Below are 23,628 nucleotides of genomic sequence, written 5' to 3'. Positions count from 1 at the left end.
TATTCGCCGTATACATGATTTCGGAGAAATATTTTGCCCCCCTACTACGCAATCGCCCCCTTATATTGTCATATTCACCCCCTTTTTAATAGGATAGCTTCGGGTAACTTTGGTATATCAAAACAAGTTGATAGCAAATCATATTAAAACAAATTAAGGAGAATACATTATGCAAAAGATCACCACATGCCTTTGGTTCAACGGTAAAGTTCAGGAGGCCCTCGATTTTTATACTTCGATATTCAAAAACTCAAAAATTTTAGATATTACCTATTATGGTGAAACACACCCACAGTTAGCCGGGGAGATCCTGGTAGCCCGGTTTGAACTGGACGGACAGGGGCTCATGATATTAAATGGCGGCCCGGGGTTTCCGTTCACTGAAGCGATATCACTATCGATTGATTGCAAAACGCAGGAAGAGATCGATTTTTACTGGAACGCCTTACTTGCCGACGGCGGGAAAGAGAACCAATGCGGCTGGCTGAAAGACAAATTTGGCCTGTCATGGCAGATAGCCACATCAGAATTAGAGCAAATGCTGAAAGACAAGGACACCAAAAAAGCAAACGCTGTAATGATGGCCATGATGCAAATGGTTAAAATTGATATTCACAAACTAAAGGATGCCTACGCCCAAGCCTGAGCATAATTAATTCGTTATATTTAGCTGATATGAGAGGCTCTGATTTTCCGCCACCACGCGATGCTGATGAATATATTGGGCAGCAACCTGTAGCATTCAGGCCTACGCTTGAAGAGCTAAGGCATATTATATTAACTACTGCTCCACAGGCAACAGAATTGATAAGCTACCAGTTGCCTTGTTACAAGTATCATTATATGCTGGTGGGGATTGGAGCGAATAAAAAGTTTTGCAGTTTTTATACTATGAGCCCCGGTCTGGTAAAATCAATGAAAGAAGATCTTAAAGACATCAGGGTGTCCGGATCTACACTACATTTTGCCCCCGGAGAACCATTGCCTATTGAACTCATCAAAAAGATCATATCAGAAAGGATGATCCAGAACGAAATTCTGGATCTATCCAAGAAAAGTAAAAAGTAATTTTCATCTCTCAAATTTTGAAAACAAAGTTTGAGAGATGTTTTTATTCTTTCAACCGGGTTGAATATGATCATCAGTTTCGATCACTTCTAAACCTCCACGTTCATTTACACCATACTTCGAAAAAACCTGGTTACTTTGAGGCTGATCTAGTGTGTTTTCCCGTCGCCTGGAAGGGCCCCGGAATGGTAATATCAGGATACATAGAAAAATACAGACCTTCATTATGGCTATCAGCATAATATTGATTTTGGTACGACTCAAACAGCCGCATTACAGCATAATAAAGCACATGATTGGTTGGGCTTTGCAGATATTTAGCCGCGGTTGATTAGTCCTGGCTAATGAATGCTAAGATAAAGAAATGATCAATAATTCTGAAATTTGAGCCTGAATGTTACTCCGGTTGGGCCGTAGCAGTAATAGCTTGCAGGAACCATGCGGCATGAGGCAGCCACTGTTCTGTCCAACGCCATTCGTTTCCCTTGTCCTCGGTCTTAAAATCAATACCGCTGCCGTCGGCGTTACCCTCTTTACCGGTGATACCGTTTGATATTCCCCCTTTGCCAGATCCATGTCCAAAGCTTGAACTCATGTAGGGTACATTATTTTTACCAAACTGATACATAAAACACATGGAGTATGGGTTACAGCCCAGGATCCAGGATAATTGATTGGATGCGTAAACAGCAAGATCTTTTTTTACTCCCCAGCCGCCCTTTTGCGGGTAGACCAGGCGACCGCCTACTATCGCGGCCGTAGCCAGTGATCCTAACCGGGCATTTTCGCCCTGCCACCACCAGCCGGTTTCATTTTCATGCGGTATAAAAAAGCCATCTTTTATCTGATCGCCCAGGCGAAAAGTTTGCCGGGCATAGCCAAAAGGATTACTGACCTTGTTGGTCACCCGCAGGTTATAATCAAGCGCTTTTTTAATAACGGTTAATGCTGCTGTTCTTTCCACCAGCTCTTTTTCTTTACTTAAATACCGGCATAAAGCAACAATGGGTAAACCGGCATCGGAGGCATGCCAGAATGGGCGTCCCTCATCATTACTGATAAAATAACCGGCAGGACTCATCCGCTTCTCGATATTTTTTGCCCGTTTACGGGCCTCTTCATGATAAAATGAGCTGTCGGTAGCTATCCAAAGTTCGGTAGCCGCCATCAAAGCACAATAATCGTCAATGATGTTTTCCTTACCATCATCATCGTACTTGGTATTATTTATGAGCAGATGAGCAAAAGCACGTTTGGCAGCGGCAAGATATTCGGCCGATTTAAAATCTCCATCTTTTTTCAAAGTGGAGATACGGGCCAATGCAGCTATACCCATCCCACCACCTTCGCGAAAAGCGCATTGATATTCATCGGTTGTTACACTGTTAGCCCTTAACCCTACTATCCGGCGTGCTTTGGGGTCTTTACTGAAGTAACTAAAAACGGTCATATAAAAATACCCCTCTTTTGATAGCGAACGCATGATGTAATCAGCACCCCATAAAGCCTCATTGGCCATACTCTCATCCGCATGCAGCTGATGAAGCAAGCCAGGTACGGCTTGCACCGCGTTCACCATTGACCAGGTAACCAGCGGAATTTGCTGCGGCGACATATAATTAGCATAAGCCAGGTGCGAAAAGTATTTACTTACGTCGCCCGAAGCATCACACCAGCCCCCATGTACATCTGCCGTTTTATTGCTACCATAAAGTATTACGACTTTATCAACTTCAAGCTCGGTAGGTGTATTAGCTCTTTGCTTATTATAATAACTAATGATAGACGGCAGCGTACTCACAGCAAGCGCGTTCTCGCTTACCTCAAAATCGTCAGAAAGATAAGATTTACCATTTATACTGATGCTCAGTTTATACTTACCGCTTTGTTTAAAGGATGAAAAATCTGCCTGATAAAAAAAGGCATTCTTAACCCAATCATTTATTTGTTCGGGTCCTTTTAGTGTACCCGTAAAAACAGATTTACCTGATGAATTGATCAATCTAAAAGATAAGTCGCCTAGTTTAATATCGTTACGAATAACCGCCGTTTTTGCTCCCCGAACATCAAAAGCAACCTGGTTAATGTAAATTATGGGTGCTGCTTGAGTCATAAAGGCAAGCATAATTAAAAAGCAGGTTAGGAAGATTTTGAATTTGGAGATGTGGTTCATTTTTCTGCTGGCAAAATTTGGTGAGTGCAAATTACTAATTAATATGCCCCTGATTTTTAAATGGGGCATCATTTGCCCCTATATTACCTCTACAGCACACGAATTAACACCGGCACAACTCATCAAATAACTGATCACCCTGAATTTTCTTAATGAGAAATATTGAGACGGAAGTTTATTGAATAATATAGTCCCTTTACACATTAATTTACTTAGCTTTGAAAAATCATGCGGTAACATCATGGAGAGCCTGCAGCTCACCGTTACCTTTAATTTAACAAACAATAATTTTCAATAAATAAGATCAGGAAATATCGCCGGTTCTTATAATCGTTTTAATGCCCTTGTAGAATAATACCTCACAAGGGCTTCATTTTTTATAGAAGCATAGTATGGAAGAAAGAAAGTTTTTAGCTACCTGGCAAAGGTATATGCCGGTTATTCGTTTGCATTTGAAAAAGAGCCTGAATGAAGATCAGCAATTTAAATTGAATATAACAGATTTTGAATCGGCGGGTGGCCGCAGCAAAACAGGATATACCTTTAACATCAGTATGGAAAATGGCAAGGTGACCAATAATATCAGCGGCTCGCCTGTAGCCCGTGACCTTTATGAAGCTATCAGAACCGACGAAGCTGTAAAAGCTTTGCTACTGGACAAAAACGTTAAAATAAGTGTAGGCAAATCATTTATGCTGACCATAAAAACAACCCATCTTTCTACTTACAGATAGGTTTAAAACATAAAAAAAGGAAATAACCAATTGGTTATTTCCTTTTTTTATGGGATCTTTTTGAGCTTTTGTGATCCTTTTTCGAGCTTGTATGTTTCCTGTTTATTTTCCCGTGTCCTCTTTTTGAAGCATGACGAACATACGACCTTGCTTTAACCAACTTAATTCGTGGTACAAAGTCAACAACCTCGGGATGAAAGGATGGATCGAACGGGTTATAATAATAAATACCGGCAGCATCGTAATTCTTAAAGTCAGCTTTTAATTTGTCGGTAAAAGCTATTTCATTTTTCAATTCAGGTGCAGTCCATGCAGCTTCAGCCAACCCGGCTATTCGCGGAAAAAGCATAAAATCAAGTCGTTTTTCTGATTCTATGGTTTCTGTCCAGATATTAGCCTGTACACCCACAATAAGCTTTGAGTTTAATTCATCAGCAGGCACTTGCCTGTCTGGAAAATTATAAACATCTGTCACCCGGTTAAATACCCCATTCCAATTCCTGCCGCCTACAAGCCCTGTATCCTGCAAAAAATCAAAATAAAGCGGTAAACGCGGGCAAAGCACCACCTGGTAGTTTTTCTGAAGTGCCAGGTGCAGCTGACCAGGGAGATTTTGTCTCCACCAAAAAATGATCGTTTTATCAGTAGGTAAATTTCCACCTGTAGCCTCATCCCAGGCCAGTATTTTGCTGTTCAAGCTGGTAACGGTGTCCGCCATCCGCTTAAAAAAGTACTGCTCCAATTGGTTTACACCATCAAAATTCTTTTTCTGCATCATACGTGCAATAGCTGTATCCAACGACCAGGCTTTAATACCAAAAGAAACTTCATCCCCCCCTAGGTGGATCATATGTGCCGGAAATAATGAATTTGTTTCTTTGATGATATCAGCCAGATATTGATACGTATTTTCATTGGCAGGGTTAAAGGTAAAATTAGGATATCCGGCAACACTTCCACCGGTAAATTCCGGATATGCCTTGTTGGCGGCGGTTGCATGACCGGGCATATCAATTTCAGGTATTACTATTATAAACCGTTGCGCTGCATAAGCTACAATTTCACGGATCTCATTCTGGGTATAATATTCAGCTTCGGCAGATGTATCACTGTAATTGCCCATGCCACCTATTGTAGCCAGCCTAGGATATTTTTTAATTTCGATGCGCCATCCCTGTACATCGGTCAGGTGCCAGTGAAACTTATTCAGCTTATAATAAGCCATCCAGTCAAGCAGTTGCTTTACTTTCTCTTTGCCAAAAAAATGTCTGGATTCATCAAGCATAAGGCCCCGCCATTGGTAACGGGGTGCATCTGCTATTTTACAAGCTTGTAAGCAGATGTTATTGTCATTGTCTGCCTGCTGATCTTTTACAAGCTGCAGCAATGACATTAATCCATAAAAAACTCCCTCTTTATTTGATGCTGAAACGGTAACACGCTCTGGTGTTATGTTTAATGTATAGGCACCTGGTATTGTTGACGTGTTAGTTAATACAAGGTCAATTAAGCTTTCAGAGCCGGTGCCGCTTTGTACAAGTGCAACACTTTTTGCTTTATATATCTCTTTCTGAGCGTAAGTCACTAGGGCCAATAAAGCGGTATCTTTTGTGCCGATGGTAGTGCGGTTATTTAAATAAAATTGTCCAGCCGCCTTAGTAACCGATTGTGGTTGCGGGATGATATTTAAGTTTTGGGCTTTTACGCAAACAGAAAATAAAAGAAATGCTGCTAATAGTTTAAATTTCATTCAATAAAAGTTCAAATCAATCCGGGTGCCGCTATGATAACAAAAATCCGGCTATTTCAAGGTAATTTATTTGCAATAAGTACAATTGGTGATTGGGTGGGTATATATTTCCAGGAACAGGGGTTGCTTACAATCAATACAATACGGCTAATTTAAAATCATTAAGAAAGATCAATCCTCCCCATGGTGTACCTAATGATAATACCTTTTTAGGATTTACAAGCCATACTCATTTCAACGTGTCCGGCTTTTAAAAACAATCTTTAATAAAAAAAGCGGCCCCGTAAACATAGGGCCGCTTTGCATATATATTGGGTGGAGTTATTTTTTATTTCCAACCACCGCCTACTGAGCGGTACAGATCTGATACAGCGTTTAAGCGTGCATTTTGTACAGTTGCCAGATCAAGCTCGCTTTGCAATACATTGCTTTGAGCAGTGATCACTTCCAGGTAAGTAGCCTGTCCGTTTCTGAACAACAAGTTGGCATTGCTGGTAGCTTTTTGTAAAGTGCTTACACGATCAGCAATAATGCCTTGCTGTGTTTTCAGTTTCTCGATCTTTACTAAAGCATCAGATACCTCACCAACAGCATTTAAAACAGACTGCCTGAACTGTAAAACAGTTTTTTCACGGTCAACCAGTGCAACTTTGTACTGAGTTTTCAACTGCCTGTGTTGTAATAATGGCTGAGCTACCGCGCCGGCCACCGTACCAAATAAAGAAGCCGGGATAGTAAACCAATTGCTTGCTTTAAAGGTATTCAAACCACCGCTTCCGGTGATAGTTAGTGACGGGTACATGTTAGCCTGTGCTATGCCTACGTTTGCATTGGCAATAGTTAAGGCTAATTCTGCACTTTTCACATCTGGTCTGCGACTTACCACAGCAGATGGTACACCAGCTGATAAGTTATCAGGTATAGCTACCTCTTCTAAACGGGCAGTACGTTCAATCCTATCAGGAAGTGAGCCAGTTAATATCTTTATGGCATTCTCCTGAATGGCGATATTCTGTTCAAATCCCGGAACTAACTGGGCCGCAGACAAGCGTTGTGCCTCGGCCTGTTGTACAGCTAATAAAGTGGTTTGACCTGCATCAAATTGTAAACGGATAATGCGCAAAGTGCTGTCATTAAGCTTTACATTTTTTTGTGCTATAGCCAGCTGGTCATCCAGCATCAACAGGTTATAATAACCTTGTGATACACTGGCCACAATATTAGTCTGAAGCAACTTTTTAGCTTCGGCCGTTTGTAGATACGATGCCAGCGCAGACCTGCTCTGATTGCGGATCTTGCCCCAGATATCAGCTTCCCAGGTTAAAGCCAGGTTAGCATTGTAATCTTCCACATGTTTGGTACCCAGAAACTGGCTTGTACTTAAACCATTCAAACTGTTATTAGATGGTCTGTTGGTATTAGCCGTTACGTTCAGGTTAAGCTCAGGAACATAGTTCCATTTTACCTGTTTAAACAATAACTGTGAAGCCTCGATGTTTTTAACAGCGATCTGCATATCGTAATTTTTCACGATAGCACTATCAATCAGTTTTTGCAACGTAGCATCGGTAAAGAAGCTCTTCCATTGAACATCGGCAATGCTGCTGGTATCGCTGGTGTTGGCTGCGTTTCTGAAATTAGCAGGCAGCTCTGCTTTTGGGGTAGCCACATCCTTTGATACTTTACAGGCGCTTATGAAGACAGCCAGCAGTATTAAAAAGGAGTATGGATTTATATATCGTTTCATTTTCTTTTAATTATTAGTAGCTATGCCTGATTAATTTTTAGCCAGTTCCAAGTTTGTTACATGAACATCTTTACCACTATTATTCGATGGCGCTTTTGGTGTTCCTGAAACTTTTTCCTGTAGGTATTGGAATATCACAAACAGTACCGGTATGATGAATAAACCCAGGATTACTCCTGAAAGCATACCACCTGCTGCACCTATACTTATAGAGTGGTTACCTTGTGCGGATGGACCTGTAGCAATACTCATCGGGAACAAACCGAACACGAATGCTAGTGATGTCATGATAATTGGTCTTATCCTTAACCGGGCTGCTTCTATAGCCGAATCAACCAGAGTATGGCCTGCTCTTCGTCGCTGTACCGCATATTCCACAATAAGGATGGCGTTTTTGGCTAACAGACCAATGAGCATGATCAAGGCTACCTGTACATAAATGTTGTTCTCGATACCGGTTAAACCTAATACCACAAACACACCAAATATACCTGTAGGGATTGAAAGTATTACCGCCAATGGCAGAATATAGCTTTCATACTGTGCTGATAATAAGAAGTATACAAATATCAAACAAAGCATAAATATCACAGCTGATTGTCCGCCTGAGGAAATTTCCTCACGTGTTTGGCCAGAAAACTCATAAGCATAACCATTTGGCAATTGTTCTTTAGCTGTTTCCTCTATTGCCTTAATGGCATCACCAGAGCTGTAGCCTGGTTTAGGGATGGCCTGAACCTCTATAGAGTTAAACAGATTGTAACGTGAAGCGGTTTCTGAACCATAAACACGGGTTAGTTTAACGAGCGTGTTAATAGGTACGGTTTCTCCTGCCTTGTTTTTAACAAACACACGATCAATAGATGCAGGGTCGGTTCTGTCGGCAATATCAGCCTGAACTACCACTCGGTAGTATTTACCAAAGCGGTTAAAGTCTGAAGCTTGCGCAGTACCAAAGTAAGCCTGCATAGTTGCCAAAATGTCTCTGACACTTACCCCTAATTGATTAGCCTTTTCATCATCAACTTCTAACTGTAATTGAGGATAATTGGCTTTATAGGAGGTAAAGGCATAAGCGACTGCCGGTTTTGCCATTAGCTTTCCTATAAAGTTATTGGCTACGCCGCTAAATTTATCCAATCTGCCATTGGTTCTATCCTGTAGCTGTACGTCCAAGGCTTCTACGTTACTAAATCCGGGAACTGTTGGAAAGCTGAACACGAAGAAGGTACCGCTCGGTATGCCGGCTAATTTCCCTCTTATTATATTTTGTATGTCATCAATATTCTTAACGCTCCCCCTGTCTTTATTAGGTTTTAACAACAGGAAGATCTGACCCGCTGATGGGCTGTTGGATAGCGTTAAAAAGTTAAAGCCAGACAACGCCATCACAAATCTTGCTGATGGCAAAGCTCTCAACTCCTTTTCGGCCTGGTTAATTATTTTACTGGTATTGGCTAATGAAGTTCCGGATGGTGTTGAAACAGCGATAGCCACAAAACCCTGATCCTCAGTTGGAATAAAGCCTGTTTTTGTTTTGTTTACCAGGTAAACTGTAGCAACAACTATTAATGCAAGCCCAGCCATACTGATCCATTTATTACGGATAAGAATTTTTAAGGCCCCAACGTACCTAGTGGTCATATAATTAAACCCGCCGTTAAAGCCTGCGTAAAATTTATCAACAAAGCTTTTCTTAGGTGCTTCGTGGCCATCTGCAGTATGCTTATTCTTTAAAAATAAAGCAGCCAGGGCAGGGCTTAAAGTTAAGGCGTTAACAGCCGAAATAATGATGGCTATAGACATTGTTAATGCAAACTGCCTGTAAAATATACCCGTTGAGCCTGTCATGAAACTAACCGGTAAAAACACCGCCGCCATAACCAACGTAATAGATATAATTGCACCGCTAATTTCGTGCATAGCCTCGGTAGTTGCCTCTTTCGGGGTAAGGTTCGGATTATCCTCCATTTTGGCATGCACCGCCTCCACCACCACAATCGCGTCATCCACCACAATACCAATGGCCAATACGAGGGCGAACAAGGTTAAAAGGTTAACCGAGAAACCGAAGAGGTTCATGAAGAAGAAGGTACCAATAATGGCCACCGGAACCGCTATAGCCGGGATCAGTGTTGACCTGAAATCTTGCAGGAATATAAATACTACGATAAATACCAATATAAAGGCCTCTACCAATGTATGCTCAACCTGATCAATTGATTCATCAAGGTCGGTTTTGGTACGATAAAACTGATTGTATTTGATACCTACAGGGAAATCCTTTGATAATTTTACCATCAGCTTATCAATGGCAATCTGGATCTCATTAGCGTTCGAGCCCGACAATTGTATAATACCAATAGTAATACCTTCATGTCCGTTTAAGCGGTTCACACTACTATAGCTATAAGCACCCAGTTCAACACGAGCTACATCTTTTAAACGTAACACAGAACCATCTGCATTCGCACGGATAGCTATGTTTTGATATTCCTCTGGCGTGGTAAGCTTGCCTTTATATTTAATTACATATTCAAATGCTTCATTACTTCGCTCCCCTAACCTACCAGGCGCTGCTTCCAGGTTTTTGTCCTGTATAGCGGCCATTACTTCGGCGGGTGTAATTTTGTAAGTTGCTAATTGAGTAGGGTTTAACCAAACGCGCATGGAGTAATCTTTAATACCACCAAATACACTGGCAGAACCTACACCCGGGATACGTTTGATCTCGGGAATGATATTGATCTGTGCATAGTTATTTATAAAGGTCGCATCGTATTTCTTGGTATCTTCTGAGTAAATACCCATAGCGCCAATAAAACTATTTTGCTGCTTGGTAGTAGTTATACCATATTGCACAACCTCTGCAGGTAACTGGCTTGTTGCTTGTGAAACACGGTTTTGAACGTTCACCGCTGCCTGATCTGGGTTGGTGCCTTGTTGAAAGTAAACCGTGATGCCTAATGTACCATCATTACTGGCAGTGGAGGTCATGTAGGTCATGTTTTCCACACCATTGATCGCTTCTTCCAATGACGGAGTCACGGAACGTAAAATAGTCTCGGCATTAGCGCCCGGGTACACAGCTGAAACCAATACCGACGGAGGCGCGATATTCGGGAACCGCTCTAAGGGCAGTTTTGTTAAACCAAGCACACCCACTATCACCAATAATATGGAGATAACAGTTGAGAGTACCGGTCTTTCTATAAATTTCTGAAACATGACTTTAAAGTTTAAGTGTATGTATTATTTTTTTGTTACAGCGGCGGCTACTTTATCTGTGGCCTTTTGAGGTTGGATAACCATACCTTCCTGTAATTTATCGACACCGCTTAACACAAGCTGGTCGCCTACTTTTACGCCGTCTTTAACCAGGTAATTGTCGCCATTTTTGCCAACAATATTAATTTCCTGTTTCTTCACCTTGCTGCTATCGCCTACGGTAAACACAAACACTTTATCCTGCATATCAACAGTAGCTGATTCAGGTATTATTAAAGCATCTTTATGTTCCAGGCTCAAACGAACTTTACCTGTGTTACCAGAACGTAACAAACCTTGCTGGTTAGCAAAACTTGCACGTACGGTGATGGCGCCGGTGTTTTTGTCGAACTGACCATCGATCATATCGATTTTACCTTGTTTGGCGTACTCAGTACCATCTGCCAATAATAAGGATACAGCTGGAAGTTGTTTTAATTTATCGCCCAGGGTTTGACCAGGATATTGTTCTTTAAAGTTTACAAAATCTTTCTCGCCCAATGAGAAATAAACGTGTACCTCATGTACGTCTGATAGTTGAGTAAGTGCATCAACATCTGTTGGGGCTACTAAACTTCCTTGTTTTTTAATTAGCCTGCCAATGTAACCACTTACTGGGGCTTTGATCAGAGTATAACCCAAATTGATCTGAGCGGTAGATATGTTTGCCTTAGCTTGTTCAATGTTTGCTTTTGCAACCTGATTGGTCGCTTTAGCGGTTTTTAACTGATACTCAGAAACTACTTTGTTTTCAACTAATGGTGTTAACTTATCAATTTCCAGTTGTGAATTAAGCTGGGTTGCCTCGGCAGCGTGTAAAGCGGCAATCGCATTATTTAAAGCTGCACGGTAAGGTTGTTCGTTAATTTTAAAGATAGGTTGACCAGCGCTTACAAAAGCACCTTCGTCAACAAATACTTTATCTAAAGCACCGCTCACCTGTGGACGGATCTCTACATTAACAGTACCTTCTATTGATGCGGGGTATTCCTGATAAGTAGTTTGTGTGCCTGCTGTAACAGCGGCTACAGGTAAGGATGGTGGAGGCGGAGCCTGCTGTGTTTGCGGCTTTGAAGAACAACCATATAATGAAAGTGCTAGAAGCGCTAAAATGAAACTTTTCATAAATAATTAATTTTTGATGATGATAAATGATAGAGATTGAAATGACCTTGCGGTCTGCATATATGTTGATTGAGTTATGTTCATGTGTATTATGATCTGATTGTATGCAGCTAACACTCCTGGTAAGCTGTGCTTGTTTTAACAGTTTTAAGCTTCTTAATGCTGTTAATGAGTAAAATGTAAAAATTGATGTCCATGATTGTATGTATTTATGTGTTTGATAGATAGATGTTTAAACTTTATATGTTTAACAGTGTTAAATGATTTAACATTGTTTTAATACGGACAAATTTTTAAGCCCGTTCTATTGATTTAATGATTGTTCCAATAGCATCTTTTAATACCTGTTGATTCATTTCATCAGAGTAGCCCCGGCGCAGGATATTGATCGAGATCAATCCGTGTACTACCGACCAAAAAGTATAGTATTTTAAACATACCATATCTTTGGTTGGATTTTCAATGTGCATGAGTTCAATGATAGCCTGACTGAATTCATTGTAAGGGCCTTCAGATTCTTCGAGCGTTGCCACCATATCACAGCAGCAATTCATTTCTACCCCAAACATCAGTTGATAAAGCTCCTTATTCTCCATCGCGAAATCCCAGTAAGCCAACCACATGGCCTCCAATTGTTTTGCCGGTGACTCATATTTAGCTCTCACCTCTTGTAAGTCCCTGGTAAGTATCAAATAACCTTTTCGGGTAAGCTCCAATAGGATAGCCTCTTTGTTAGCAAAGTATTCATATATAATGGGCGCGGTATATTCAATCACATCGGCAATTTTACGCATGCTTAAAGCCTGCCAACCCTCCTCTTTTACAATATGGAGAGAAGCATCCAGGATATTGATCCTGGTTTCTTCTTTTAAGCGTTGTATCCGTTCTTTGCTTGCCACTTTTTTACTTAATTAAATTATTTAACAGTGTTAAATGATTTTACAAAAACAACCGGGATTTATTTCAACTCCCGGTTTTTCTTAACGCCTGTTAATTCATTTAACAGCGTTAGGCAAAAGTATAAAGGATCTAAACTTTATTTACCATCCTTTTGTCAAATTCATTTCATTGAATTGTCAGGTAAAACGCTTTAAGCCTTTGTTTTACTCAATAGGTAAACCAATTGCCCTAAATGATAACCTTGATGAATCGTTCTGTTGATCAGAATATTCAATTTATTGCGGTGTGGTTCCTGCTCAAAGTCGGCTGTGGATATAGCGCTGTGTTTCGCAAACCAAGCTTCTGCTGGTAATGCTTCCATCCGTTGTTTGAGCTGTGTGTTTACGTTATTCCAGTAAGCTTTCAACTCTACTATTGATGGCCTTTCCAGTTCTGCTACTTCCGGATTTTTCACAAACAGGTTGTCCAGCTCAGGGTGAAGTCTTTCACCCAGCTCCAGGTAAGTGAACATGCCATCACTTATAGCAGTCAGGTGCCCCAGCAGATATATACCGCTATTGCGTCCGGGTGCGGTTTGCACTGCCAGTTGGTCGTCTGTTAGTTTATCCAATAGACTATTGAGGCGGGTATTTTGCAACTCCCAGTTGGATATGGCTATTTTAACTGCTGTGTTCAACAGTGATAGCGCGTTGGTTTCAGTTATAGTATTGCTCATTTTATGGTGGTTTTTGATGATTAAAAGTCCGGGATTTTTACCGGACTTTTAACTTGATGCAATTATAAGCTAACTCCGTAGTTTTTAGCCCATCTGCTCTTGATTTCAGCACGAGATTTTACAAACTCATGATCTGTACCCTGTGCAATGGCATCCAGCGGAAAGCGCAACGGACGAGTGCCCTTTTCTTTGTTGATCAGTTCCAGCACACCATCAGCTATGGTTTGCGGATCCATTTTAAATTCGGCCATCTTGCCAAACAAGGCTGTACCCACCGCGTTAAAGGCATCAACAGCAGCACTTCCGTAGGCTGCTACAATATCTTCCTTATCGGCATTTACCCCGGTCTTAACGCCGGTATTCATTTCCGTTGGGTATACGCCACTTTGAATGGATACGTTTTCAATCCCATAGTCCTTCAACTCTGCCTGAAAACCTTCGGTAAGCGACTCCATGGCAAATTTAGAAGCCATATAAGGCACCATGAAGGGCACAGTAAAACCGCTGGCACCGGTTGAAAGATTAATGATCAATCCGTCTTTACGGGCTCGCATAGATGGCAGTACCGCGTTGTAAGTACGCAGCACACCATAAAAATTCACTTCAAATAAGCGCCGTACCTGGTCAAGTGTATAGGCTTCGGCTACGCCAAAACCGGCTACACCTGCATTATTCACCAATACATCAATGTGGCCATATTTAGCAAGACTTTTTTCGAAGGCTTCCTGAACAGAGGTATCACTGGTTACATCAAGCTCCACTACATCAACACCTGGCCATTTGGACAATTCCTGGGCAACCGCCTGGTTTTTATCATTTACTCCACGCATGGCGGCTATTACGGTATGGCCTTCTTTTGATAACGTTTGGGTTATTAATTTGCCGAACCCGGTGCTGGTACCGGTCACTAAAACTATCTTTTTCATTATTGCTATGTTTTTATTTACATAACAAAGGTGAGATAAGCTCAAAAGCTGCTAAATGATATAAAGCAGAAAATTGCCTTGACATTTATCAAGAATTTTAATCTAAGGATGTAGCTACAGCTTCAGTTTGCGGTTTAAGTTTTGATACCATAACGATGATCAAGGCCCCGAAACCCGCCACAATGCCAAAAGCCCAGCGTAATCCTGCCGCCTGGGCTATAAAACCTACCGCTGGCGGGATGATCAAAAAACCAAGATAACCTACAGTTGATATAGCGGCCAATGCCTGCCCGGTATTCATACTTTGGGATTTACCTGCCATACTAAATACTAGTGGCACCACGCAGGATACCCCCATCCCCACCATAGCATAACCCACGTAAACGGTATAGTTGTAGGGCAAAAGAACAGAAAACAGCAATCCGGTCAATATTAATATACCACTGAAGCTAAGTACCTTTTTTATGCCTGCGGATGCTACCAGCCTATCGCCGGTAAAGCGTCCAATGGTCATGGCTACCATATATACCACAAATGCCGCCGTTGCCGCTGGTTTTGAGGCGTGTAGTACTTTCTGGAAGTAAATGCCACTCCAATCGTACATGGTATTCTCACAGGCCATAGATGCAAAGCAGATCAATGAAAACTTGATCAGGTGCTTATCAGGCAGGGTAAAAACCGACCGGTTGATCTTATTAACAGGCTTCTCGTAGTAAGCATGTGGATAAAAGATCAGTGTTATAATGATCATACTTATTCCCACAAATAATAAGTGGTAAGATGGGGCCACATTGAAAGATACCATCAAATATCCAACAGCGGCACCGGCAAACCCAGCCATGCTCCAAATACCATGAAAAGTAACCATGATAGACCGGTCATAAAAGCTTTGTACGCTCACAGCCTGTGCATTTACCGACAGGTTGAATATATTACGTGCCGAACCGAAGAAAAAGAGCAGCACCACCAATTGCCATATATAAGCTGCAAAACCAGGTAAGCATAGTAAAAGGTTAAAAGCAATGGCGCCTACCAGCATAATGCTCCGGCTGCTGAAATGCTTTAACATTTTTGCGGTTATGGGTATGGTAAGCATTAAACCGATGGGCAAAGCAAATAATACGGCCCCTAACTGCCCCTCATTGAGGTGTAACTGTTGCTGTATTGATGGTATACGTGAAGCCCACGACGAATACCCAAACCCCGAAATAAAAAAGAATACCCCGCAGGCAATTCGTAATTTCAATTTCCCGGGAGCTGTAACCTGATCCATACCTGTATTAAAGTGGCAAAAATATGGATAATTTACAAGTGCAGCTACTATTACTTCAAAGTCATCTGCTTGCGGATACGGCTTAAAGTTTCGGGAGAAATACCCAGGTATGAGGCGATCATATTTTGAGGAAAGCGCTGCATAAATTCAGGGTAAGTATTCATTAAATCGGTAAACCGCTCTTCAGCAGTTTGACTAATAGATGAATGTATACGTTTTTGATGGGATACATAGCTCCGCTGGTTCATTTTTGATATCATTGCGTCTACGGCAGGGACTTTCGACTTTAATTCGTCCAGATGTTCGCTGCTTATCTGCAAAAGCTCTGTATCTTCTATGGCATCAATATCGTAACTGCAAGGCGTTTTGGTGGTAAAACTTTCATAGTCGGCCATCCACCAGCGTTCAATACCAAACCTTACAATATGCTCCACACCTTTATCATCTACAGCATATTGTCGCATAGCACCCTTACAAACGAACGAAAGATATTTGCATACATCACCTTTCTGCAACAGGTATTGCCTTTTGCGCAGCTTTTTGGGTTTAAAAGCAGCCTGTATCATTTCAAATTCCTGATCTGATACCTCCATTAACGAGTAATCAATAATATATTGTAAGAGCGTTTGGTACATAGCAAACAAATATCAATATAAAGACAATGTGCCCCTATTATAAAATTAAGATATTACTTTACTAAAACAGAATTATCCGTTAATTGCAATTTTGAGCTATTTGTTTGTGCCAGCAGGTAAATAGCGTTATTTTTGGTAACACAACAAGCATTCTATTGAAAAAAATGAAAACCAGCAGCATGACCTCTGAACCTACGTATAAAGCTGCCCGGGTTGTAGCACCTTCGGTTGAAAGACATTTTAAATATTTTCATTCTTTGGTTAATGCCAACGCCGATGTAGATGTTGCCGCCCCCACTCCTGATGTTAGCATCATTGAAAACATAATTGATATAGCATTTTGGGCAAGTCTGCGCCGGGAAGAAGGGTATTCGCCAAAATTTACGCTAGCATTCCTGCCCCCTGAAAGTGCGGGACAGCCCCTGTTGTTTGGCCATAAAATACCGCTGGCACCTAATATCCTGACTAAGTTTGCTTCTGCTGTTCAGCAACCAGGTATACATTTAGGTGTATGGATTGAGGATGGCGAGCTTTATGTTTGGGGTACAACCCTGGCTATACCCGCTTATTGTTTTGTATTGGAAGTGATAGAACCCGGCCTTTTGGTGATCAAACATCGCCGGGTTGACGGTTTTGGTAAATTTGTGAACATCGCTATTTTAAAAGGTGATGATATTAAGGTGGTAGACGAACAAGGCTCAACCCTTTCTGATTGCCCTACCATACTTACTTCCATGCTTGATTTTACGCTGCCATCATCCTGGAATGACCCGGTGAATGTGTTGGTACAGCTGGCAGCGTCGATGCAGGCGCACCGTCGTGGTGGGATCTTGCTGGTAGTACCCTCTGAAAATGACGACTGGATGGAATCGATCATTACACCGATATCCTACCCCGTAGCTCCGGCTTTCTCGGGTCTTACAGACCTGATGATACACGAGGGGATCGAGAAATACCATACCTCCTGGCAGGAAAAATTGCGCAGGGCTGTGGATACCATTGGTGGACTAACCTCTATAGATGGTGCAACTGTAATCAACGACAAGCACGAATTACTAGCCTTTGGCGCCAAGATCGGCAGGTCGTCTAAAAGCGTTCGTGTTGAGGAAATCATTGTTACAGAGCCTGTAGTTGGCTGCTCTACCAAAATAATCCACCCGGCACAAAACGGCGGTACACGGCATTTATCGGCCGCTCAATTTGTATTTGACCAAAAGGATGCTATTGCCCTGGTAGCTTCACAGGATGGCCGTTTTACAGTTTTCGCCTGGTCGCCGGTAGTTAATATGGTTCATGCGCACCAGATAGATATTTTGTTACTGTAAGTATAAACAATCAAAGCGTCATTGCGAGGTACGAAGCAATCTCTACATAGGCAGATCAAGACTTGTTCTCTCTGTACAGCATAGAGATTGCTTCGTACCTCGCAATGACGCATTTTATTTTAATTCAGTTATTATACTATACAATGCTCTTCTTAAAACCTAAACCCTATCGATATATAAGGCAAAGCCCCCTCTTTAGAAAAACCAACTACACCCTCAATTAAAACCAGTTGTGCCGGTATCAAGTAGATGCCGCCTCCGTAGCCATCATGCCATTGATCAGATGATTCGCCTGGTTGCCAAACCCTCCCTACATCATTGAAACCAATAATACCCAGTGATCCCGGCAGCAGGTATGAACTAAAGTCAAGCACTTTCAACCGCAGTTCCAGGTTATTGTAAGCAATAGTTTTGCCCGTGAATCTGTTGGTATGAAAGCCTCTGAAATTTTGCGCTCCGCCCAGCTTCATCAGTTGAAAATAGGCTGCATCGCCTACCGTAGTACCCAGGCCGGTACGGTTAGCTATTACCAAAACAGAATCCCTGTCGGGGTTTAAATAGAAACTAAACTCCGACAATATCTGTCCATAGGTATTATGGCTGCCTGAGCCTCCACCGGAGAATCCACTGACGGTTGTATTCCACAAAACCCCTTGTGTGGGTATAATCAGCCTGTTACGGGTATCCAGCCGGGCATTGGCGGTTACCCCACCATAAACCTTGGTGCCAAACACTTTTTCATTGGAATATGCCTGGTTATAATCATTCAAAAAACGCTCGGTGTTGTTTGATGCCTGGCTATTATAAAACTGCCCGGCTAAACCGGCGCTTATACGCCAGTTACCATAGGTATGATGCAACGAAACATCACCTGTAATATAATCATACCGGTTACGATAATAGGAGATTTTATGATCGCCCTTATTTTCAAAAACGGTATTGTTTCCAATACCGAAGAAGTTACTGAGGTTATTTGGCCCTCTTGACAGTATGTTAATACCAAAATCATTGTTACCGATCAGCTTTTTCCACTCCGCCACATAAGTGAACAATAACGACTTCCGCTCGAGCGAGTAGTTGGTTAAAAATTCTTCCCTGAAAGAATAAGGTTCTTTGCGGAAACCGTGTTTCTCATAAGAAAAACCACCTATAAGTAATATCCCGATATCATTACTGTAATTGGCTAAAATAATAGGTTCAAACCGGTCGAATTTATAGCTGGTTTTATCATAACTGTTTACAGTAGTATCCGTGGATGTTTTATTTTTCGCCTGCGATGTTGGTGGCAATTTATTCTGCTGATCGGAGCGGTCGTAGATGTATAGGTTACGTTTATTGTGCAAACTATCGTTCACCGCAAAACTATCCATTCCGTCCCCACCAACCATGCGTACTTTGATGGGTGAAGGCTGGCTACCTGTAACTGAAAAAACGTCATCCCCAGCAAAACCGTAAAGCCTTACTTCTTTGGTTACTGTGGGTATAAATGTGCGGTGATAGGTTATCTTATCAATACTGCCATCTTTTTTGATCTTGTTAACTGTAACAGTTAAATCGCCATTCGATTCATTATGAACAGTGAATTGATCTGTTTTATCACTTGCCGGAATCTCTACTTCACGCGATATAAAGCGGTAATACTCCAGGGCTTGTTTGGCCAGTCCATTTCTGCGGGCTATCATTTTATTAGCTATTTCTTTACCCGAAAGCTGGTAAATGGTATCGGGCATCAATTTCATAGCCTTGTTGATCAGTTCATCTGTCAATTTGGATTTTACATAGCTGATCTGCTCTTTCCAGTCATCCTCGCTCAACTGGTTTAAAAAGTAGCGGTCAAAATAGCGGGCATTAAAGTTCCAGCCATTGATATCTCTGATCTCGTTGCTATAACCCTGAAATTTTGATTTTAACCACTGATGGGCCACTATCCAGGGTAATACCCCCGATGTTTTGTAATATACCTGGTCGCGGTCACGGGGTACGGGCTCATAAATGGTTTCGTGCTTGCCGTCTATTTTTTCCCAGCGCCATTGATCCTCATGCCTATCCCAGTCGCCCAGGAGCATATCCAGCAGGCGTGCCCTTAAAACAGTCTTTTCATTAACCCGGTTATCGTTGTCCTCCTGTAGTTTTCGCTGTACTTTTGCAGTATTATCTGTTTTATCGGCATCAAGAGGTTCGCGCTCCTCAAATAAAAAAACCTGGTTAGCAAAATCCTTCCGGTAATCGCCCAATGCAGGATCGTCAGGCACGTAAACTATTTTGGGGTTGGAATGCGGCACACCCAATGCCTGTGCCAGCGGCGGCACCGTAAGCGCCGAAAACGGATGCGCTGCTGATACCTGATCCTGCAATATATCCTTGGCAACAGTAGGCCTTAGATCAACCGGCAAACCCTTTTCTGGGTATTTTTGAATGGTACGCAAAACCCATTGTTGACCGGTAGAATCCTGGAGACGCAATGATTTGGTTTGCTGTCCCCCGCCTTTTTGCAGAATTTTTAAGCCGCCTTTTTCTGAAGCGATATGAAATATGGGTAACTTAACCGGTGCAGCCCAAAGCTTACGGTAACTTTCGCCAAGGAAAAACCTGTGCGTTTTGCTTACATCATTATAGGCAGGCTCAATAGCCAATTTTATGCTATCGCCTTTAACCTGTGCTTTTAAGCATTGCGAGCTTAACAGAAAAACTCCCGTTAAAAACAGGAATAATAATTTAAACACGTTTTTAGCAACCCGCATGATATGGTTTTTGTTTAGCAATAGTAGAACCACTGCATATTACAAAATAGTTTTATTTTTCTAAAGCTATTTCGTAATTAACACCAACCCTAAGCGCTTTTAAACCGGTAACACCCTGTAATTCTTCTAATTCAAGCTGTTCCAGATCATTCAGCAATATGTCTTCTTCCTGCAGATATTTTATATATTCCAGATATTCGGCTGCTTCTGTCTGGTTAAAATAAACCATGGCTATTTTACCGGGCTGGGTTAAACGTTCAATAGTTCCGGCTATTAAAACTTTGTCAATACGTTTTTTGACTACCTCGTATCGGATATTGTAAGCACCTTCCACATCAAAACGCCTTTCGTCATTTCTGAAACTGATATCTATTGGGTTTGAGTGTATAAATATCAGTTGTGTGGTTAGTAAAGGTCTCGAAAGTTGTTCGGTTAATCCATGTGTAAGCCTGGCAATTTCGGCCATTGATTTAAGCTGCCACAAACGGATGTTTTTTAAATACAATACATCAAACATCTTTTCTGGGGCTATGGACTGCCCAATATAAATATCGTATTCCACCCCATCTGTACGGAATTTTTCAAAATAACATGGGTATGATCCCTGTACTTCTTCCTGCACCTGTTCGAGGTAGTGATTGATAGAGGTATTGATGAGTTGCATGGAAGCCTCCAAGTTACGCCTGTTGGTAAACGAAACTCCGTTTTCCTCACCAAGGGAATCAAAGTAGCGGTCGATCACTTCTTTTTCATTGGGGTAATTCTTCCGGAAATGATCAAGAAAAGGGCTAACCTCATCGTGTAGAAACCCGTCGAGCATCAATTCGTCATTGGTAGTGATAAAGCCATTTACTTTTTCCAGCCACTCTTCACATTTAAATATGAGCCTGTCGGTAAGCGTAAGATGGATATGCTTTTTTAATATGGTCAGCGTTTCCATAATAATGGTCAGCAGGGCCTTTAGATCCTCCTGTAAAGCACTATTACGTTCGATAGTAGAGTTGCGGATATCAACAGCGCCAAATAAAGGGTATACATTATCAAAAACTACGGTTTCTATTTCCTGATTTTTCTTTTTCCGGTTGCTTTTCCGCAGATAATTCCAGGCTACCTCATTAAATTTCCATTGAACCGATGGTTGCAGGGAGGTAAATTTATCTTTGATAATGGTTTCTATACGAAAGGTAAATTGATCTATGCTGTTTTGCAGCAACTGAGCCACTAATGGAATAGCAGTCTGTAATTTCGACAACAACTTTTCATAAAACACGATCTCCTGGTAAGAATACACTTCCATGATACCCGCCATCTTTTTGTTGTAATAAACCGGGAAGATACCATACGATTTAATACCGGCCTGTTTTAAAACATTTAGGAAGGGATGCTTTGATATCTTTTCGTCGGTGAGTGATCTGAAAAATACGGGTTTCGGGTTCAGTTTGTAATCGTCGGTAATGGCATAAAATGTTTCTTCGGCCAAGCTAAACTCCTTTGCAGATGAGATCAGTACGCTTTGCGAGCATTCGTTGGTATCGAATATCAATTTATTATTGACCGTTAAAAAGGGCAATAAGCCAAATTCAATAGCCGGATTTTCAGAAAGCGTTTTTAATGAATCGATGATCTGATCGTACTGATCGGCTTCCTTATTGGAGTGGTTAACCAGCTCATTACGGATGTTTTCTATAGCGTGAGGCAGTGTTATATCTGTTAGAGTTATCACCGTAAAACCTTCAAACTTAAAATTGGAAAGCGGTAATATATCTTCTAAAATATCTATCCCCTCATAATTGTTAATATAGGGTTCAATGGTATCAAAATTGATCTCAGGTAAGTCGCCAACCAATTTTATATTAACAAACTGCGTGTTGGTCTGGATGTTATAATACCTTGAAAGCCCTGTTTCAGGATCGGCATTGGTAAACAGCATTTCATTTTTTGCTACCGCTGTAAAACCGTATAAGCGCTCCAGTATCAGGTTATATATAAACCGTTTTTGGCGCTGGCTAAACAAATCGCCCTGGCTCATATTTACGGCGTGCAAGCTGGATTGGTTGCTGGAATGGAAATCAAAAAAAGCGTCGGTACTAAAGAATATTTTTTCTGGTACGGGTGTACTCAGGGCCCAAAAAAACTCTTGTTCATTTAAAATAGGTGGTGTAAGTATGCTGTAGATCAATTCGAGCATTTCCCGGTACTTTTCAGCATCTTCGGGATGCATATCCAGATCAATACAAGTATCTTTTTCAAATTTATTTAATACATACCTGTAAAATTCACTTTTAAGTGTTTTTTCGGTTTTTATGCGTTCCTTTAAATGCTCCACGAACGGATTAAATGACAGGCAGGTATCTACCTGACATAAAAAACAGTCATCTTTATTTATATTTAAAATCTCTGTGTGCATTATTATATAAAATTACCCTGTTAAAATCTCATATTATTGAAAGGTACGGGTATTACCTTTCCCAGATTGGCCGGTTATTCTTTATTATCGCCGATTTGTTACTACGTCTATAAATACCTTTGCCTTATCAAAGGTATAACTATCAATGGCTTTTGTAAGTAACAGATTTGTAATTAAACAATAGGTATTGTGTTTAGTATCAAACTCATAGTATTAATTTAGTCATATTTCTTGGGTTTCTGATACTGTTTAAACAGCTTTTGGTTAAACCAATGCCCCGCATAGGCTGTACCAATGCCCACCGCCGCTCCAGCCAGCACGTCTGTAGGATAATGTTTGCCTAAATACATCCTGGAATAGGCTACAGAAGATGCCCATACGTAAGCTGGTACGGTGACATACCATTTTTTGTACTGCATGGACAATGTTGTTGCCGTAGCGAAAGCCAAACTGGTATGTCCTGATGGGAAAGACTGGTTATGCGTTGGGGTATTCACAAATATCTCATCAGGATATCGATCAGCCGGACGGGTACGGTTAACTGATATTTTAATCAGATCAGTAACCAAGATATTTGCTCCCAAACTGATCATAGTTTCAACGGCATTATGTTTCACAGTAGCATTATTACTTGCCAGGCCATAAATTAAGGTACCAAATGAAGCAGCACCTGCCACATAATATGCAGAATTACTGGTACCGCGCCAATATTGCGAAGTTGGATATCTTGGGTTAATACTTTTTAAAATATTAACATCTAGATTTTGTGCTAAGCTACGTCCGGGATTTATAAAGACAAGGAGCCATATTAAAAACAGGAAAAACCTTTTGCTTTTTATCAT

General features: G+C 41.3%; 18 protein-coding genes. 4 read left to right on the top strand and 14 right to left on the bottom strand.

The features are described from left to right. Positions 1–169 precede the first annotated feature (169 nt). Positions 170–646 (top strand): VOC family protein, encoded by a 477-nt coding sequence (locus tag BLR84_RS17175; protein WP_090470583.1) that lies wholly within the window; start codon positions 170–172, stop codon positions 644–646. Between the two features lie 29 nt (positions 647–675). Next, complete coding sequence (locus BLR84_RS17170; RefSeq protein ID WP_090470581.1) at positions 676–1,068, top strand: iron chaperone; 393 nt, start codon at positions 676–678, stop codon at positions 1,066–1,068. A gap of 51 nt (positions 1,069–1,119) precedes the next feature. Here BLR84_RS17170 and BLR84_RS17165 read toward each other — a convergent pair whose 3' ends face one another. After that, a complete protein-coding gene (locus tag BLR84_RS17165; protein ID WP_090470579.1) occupies positions 1,120–1,308 on the bottom strand; it encodes a hypothetical protein in 189 nt (62 codons plus the stop codon). A 157-nt stretch (positions 1,309–1,465) separates the two neighbouring features. Next, positions 1,466–3,181 (bottom strand): glycoside hydrolase family 9 protein, encoded by a 1,716-nt coding sequence (locus tag BLR84_RS17160; RefSeq protein ID WP_218128372.1) that lies wholly within the window; start codon positions 3,179–3,181, stop codon positions 1,466–1,468. Between the two features lie 452 nt (positions 3,182–3,633). Here BLR84_RS17160 and BLR84_RS17155 point away from each other — a divergent pair, with 452 nt between their 5' ends. After that, positions 3,634–3,975, top strand: a complete 342-nt coding sequence (locus BLR84_RS17155; protein WP_076369346.1) for a hypothetical protein — start codon at positions 3,634–3,636, stop codon at positions 3,973–3,975. A gap of 34 nt (positions 3,976–4,009) precedes the next feature. Here BLR84_RS17155 and BLR84_RS17150 read toward each other — a convergent pair whose 3' ends face one another. The 9 genes from BLR84_RS17150 to BLR84_RS17110 all read right to left on the bottom strand — a co-directional run bounded on the left by BLR84_RS17150 (position 4,010) and on the right by BLR84_RS17110 (position 16,313). Beyond that, positions 4,010–5,725 carry a beta-N-acetylhexosaminidase gene (locus BLR84_RS17150; protein WP_090470575.1) on the bottom strand — a complete coding sequence of 572 codons (1,716 nt, stop codon included), beginning with the start codon at positions 5,723–5,725 and terminating at the stop codon, positions 4,010–4,012. 328 nt (positions 5,726–6,053) lie between these two features. Then, positions 6,054–7,472 carry an efflux transporter outer membrane subunit gene (locus tag BLR84_RS17145; RefSeq protein WP_090470573.1) on the bottom strand — a complete coding sequence of 473 codons (1,419 nt, stop codon included), beginning with the start codon at positions 7,470–7,472 and terminating at the stop codon, positions 6,054–6,056. A 30-nt stretch (positions 7,473–7,502) separates the two neighbouring features. Further along, positions 7,503–10,700 (bottom strand): efflux RND transporter permease subunit, encoded by a 3,198-nt coding sequence (locus BLR84_RS17140; RefSeq protein WP_090470571.1) that lies wholly within the window; start codon positions 10,698–10,700, stop codon positions 7,503–7,505. 24 nt (positions 10,701–10,724) lie between these two features. Continuing rightward, the gene (locus tag BLR84_RS17135) at positions 10,725–11,864 is read right to left on the bottom strand and encodes an efflux RND transporter periplasmic adaptor subunit (RefSeq protein WP_090470569.1); all 1,140 of its coding nucleotides are present in this window, start codon (positions 11,862–11,864) and stop codon (positions 10,725–10,727) included. A gap of 293 nt (positions 11,865–12,157) precedes the next feature. Continuing rightward, positions 12,158–12,763 carry a TetR/AcrR family transcriptional regulator gene (locus BLR84_RS17130; protein ID WP_090470567.1) on the bottom strand — a complete coding sequence of 202 codons (606 nt, stop codon included), beginning with the start codon at positions 12,761–12,763 and terminating at the stop codon, positions 12,158–12,160. A 191-nt stretch (positions 12,764–12,954) separates the two neighbouring features. Next, positions 12,955–13,479 carry a DinB family protein gene (locus tag BLR84_RS17125; RefSeq protein ID WP_090470565.1) on the bottom strand — a complete coding sequence of 175 codons (525 nt, stop codon included), beginning with the start codon at positions 13,477–13,479 and terminating at the stop codon, positions 12,955–12,957. 62 nt (positions 13,480–13,541) lie between these two features. After that, on the bottom strand, positions 13,542–14,405 hold the full coding sequence (locus BLR84_RS17120) for an SDR family oxidoreductase (protein ID WP_090470563.1): 864 nt from the start codon (positions 14,403–14,405) through the stop codon (positions 13,542–13,544). A 97-nt stretch (positions 14,406–14,502) separates the two neighbouring features. Beyond that, positions 14,503–15,678 carry an MFS transporter gene (locus BLR84_RS17115; RefSeq protein WP_090470560.1) on the bottom strand — a complete coding sequence of 392 codons (1,176 nt, stop codon included), beginning with the start codon at positions 15,676–15,678 and terminating at the stop codon, positions 14,503–14,505. 50 nt (positions 15,679–15,728) lie between these two features. Next, positions 15,729–16,313, bottom strand: coding sequence for a Crp/Fnr family transcriptional regulator (locus tag BLR84_RS17110; RefSeq protein WP_090470558.1), 585 nt, complete (start codon positions 16,311–16,313; stop codon positions 15,729–15,731). Between the two features lie 164 nt (positions 16,314–16,477). Here BLR84_RS17110 and BLR84_RS17105 point away from each other — a divergent pair, with 164 nt between their 5' ends. Then, complete coding sequence (locus tag BLR84_RS17105) at positions 16,478–17,638, top strand: putative sensor domain DACNV-containing protein (RefSeq protein WP_255366970.1); 1,161 nt, start codon at positions 16,478–16,480, stop codon at positions 17,636–17,638. 152 nt (positions 17,639–17,790) lie between these two features. Here the strand turns inward: BLR84_RS17105 and BLR84_RS17100 are convergent, their stop codons facing one another. The 3 genes from BLR84_RS17100 to BLR84_RS17090 form a co-directional block, all read right to left on the bottom strand. Then, positions 17,791–20,379: a BamA/TamA family outer membrane protein gene (locus BLR84_RS17100; RefSeq protein ID WP_090470556.1), complete on the bottom strand. Its 2,589-nt coding sequence runs from the start codon at positions 20,377–20,379 to the stop codon at positions 17,791–17,793. 52 nt (positions 20,380–20,431) lie between these two features. Further along, positions 20,432–22,786 (bottom strand): hypothetical protein, encoded by a 2,355-nt coding sequence (locus BLR84_RS17095; RefSeq protein WP_090470554.1) that lies wholly within the window; start codon positions 22,784–22,786, stop codon positions 20,432–20,434. A 218-nt stretch (positions 22,787–23,004) separates the two neighbouring features. Then, positions 23,005–23,628 carry a phosphatase PAP2 family protein gene (locus tag BLR84_RS17090; protein WP_090470553.1) on the bottom strand — a complete coding sequence of 208 codons (624 nt, stop codon included), beginning with the start codon at positions 23,626–23,628 and terminating at the stop codon, positions 23,005–23,007.

It is taken from the genome of Mucilaginibacter sp. OK268, assembly GCF_900103125.1.
Classification (GTDB): domain Bacteria; phylum Bacteroidota; class Bacteroidia; order Sphingobacteriales; family Sphingobacteriaceae; genus Mucilaginibacter.
This window is presented reverse-complemented; position numbering and strand designations above follow the sequence as displayed.

What these genes read in the sequence shown, in the direction of transcription:
- BLR84_RS17175 (WP_090470583.1), top strand. Translation starts at nt 170, where the DNA reads ATGCAAAAGATCACCACATGCCTTTGGTTCAACGGTAAAGTTCAGGAG.
- BLR84_RS17170 (WP_090470581.1), top strand. Translation starts at nt 676, where the DNA reads ATGAGAGGCTCTGATTTTCCGCCACCACGCGATGCTGATGAATATATT.
- BLR84_RS17165 (WP_090470579.1), bottom strand. Translation starts at nt 1,308, where the DNA reads ATGCTGATAGCCATAATGAAGGTCTGTATTTTTCTATGTATCCTGATA.
- BLR84_RS17160 (WP_218128372.1), bottom strand. Translation starts at nt 3,181, where the DNA reads ATGACTCAAGCAGCACCCATAATTTACATTAACCAGGTTGCTTTTGAT.
- BLR84_RS17155 (WP_076369346.1), top strand. Translation starts at nt 3,634, where the DNA reads ATGGAAGAAAGAAAGTTTTTAGCTACCTGGCAAAGGTATATGCCGGTT.
- BLR84_RS17150 (WP_090470575.1), bottom strand. Translation starts at nt 5,725, where the DNA reads ATGAAATTTAAACTATTAGCAGCATTTCTTTTATTTTCTGTTTGCGTA.
- BLR84_RS17145 (WP_090470573.1), bottom strand. Translation starts at nt 7,472, where the DNA reads ATGAAACGATATATAAATCCATACTCCTTTTTAATACTGCTGGCTGTC.
- BLR84_RS17140 (WP_090470571.1), bottom strand. Translation starts at nt 10,700, where the DNA reads ATGTTTCAGAAATTTATAGAAAGACCGGTACTCTCAACTGTTATCTCC.
- BLR84_RS17135 (WP_090470569.1), bottom strand. Translation starts at nt 11,864, where the DNA reads ATGAAAAGTTTCATTTTAGCGCTTCTAGCACTTTCATTATATGGTTGT.
- BLR84_RS17125 (WP_090470565.1), bottom strand. Translation starts at nt 13,479, where the DNA reads ATGAGCAATACTATAACTGAAACCAACGCGCTATCACTGTTGAACACA.
- BLR84_RS17120 (WP_090470563.1), bottom strand. Translation starts at nt 14,405, where the DNA reads ATGAAAAAGATAGTTTTAGTGACCGGTACCAGCACCGGGTTCGGCAAA.
- BLR84_RS17115 (WP_090470560.1), bottom strand. Translation starts at nt 15,678, where the DNA reads ATGGATCAGGTTACAGCTCCCGGGAAATTGAAATTACGAATTGCCTGC.
- BLR84_RS17110 (WP_090470558.1), bottom strand. Translation starts at nt 16,313, where the DNA reads ATGTACCAAACGCTCTTACAATATATTATTGATTACTCGTTAATGGAG.
- BLR84_RS17105 (WP_255366970.1), top strand. Translation starts at nt 16,478, where the DNA reads ATGAAAACCAGCAGCATGACCTCTGAACCTACGTATAAAGCTGCCCGG.
- BLR84_RS17100 (WP_090470556.1), bottom strand. Translation starts at nt 20,379, where the DNA reads ATGCGGGTTGCTAAAAACGTGTTTAAATTATTATTCCTGTTTTTAACG.
- BLR84_RS17095 (WP_090470554.1), bottom strand. Translation starts at nt 22,786, where the DNA reads ATGCACACAGAGATTTTAAATATAAATAAAGATGACTGTTTTTTATGT.
- BLR84_RS17090 (WP_090470553.1), bottom strand. Translation starts at nt 23,628, where the DNA reads ATGATAAAAAGCAAAAGGTTTTTCCTGTTTTTAATATGGCTCCTTGTC.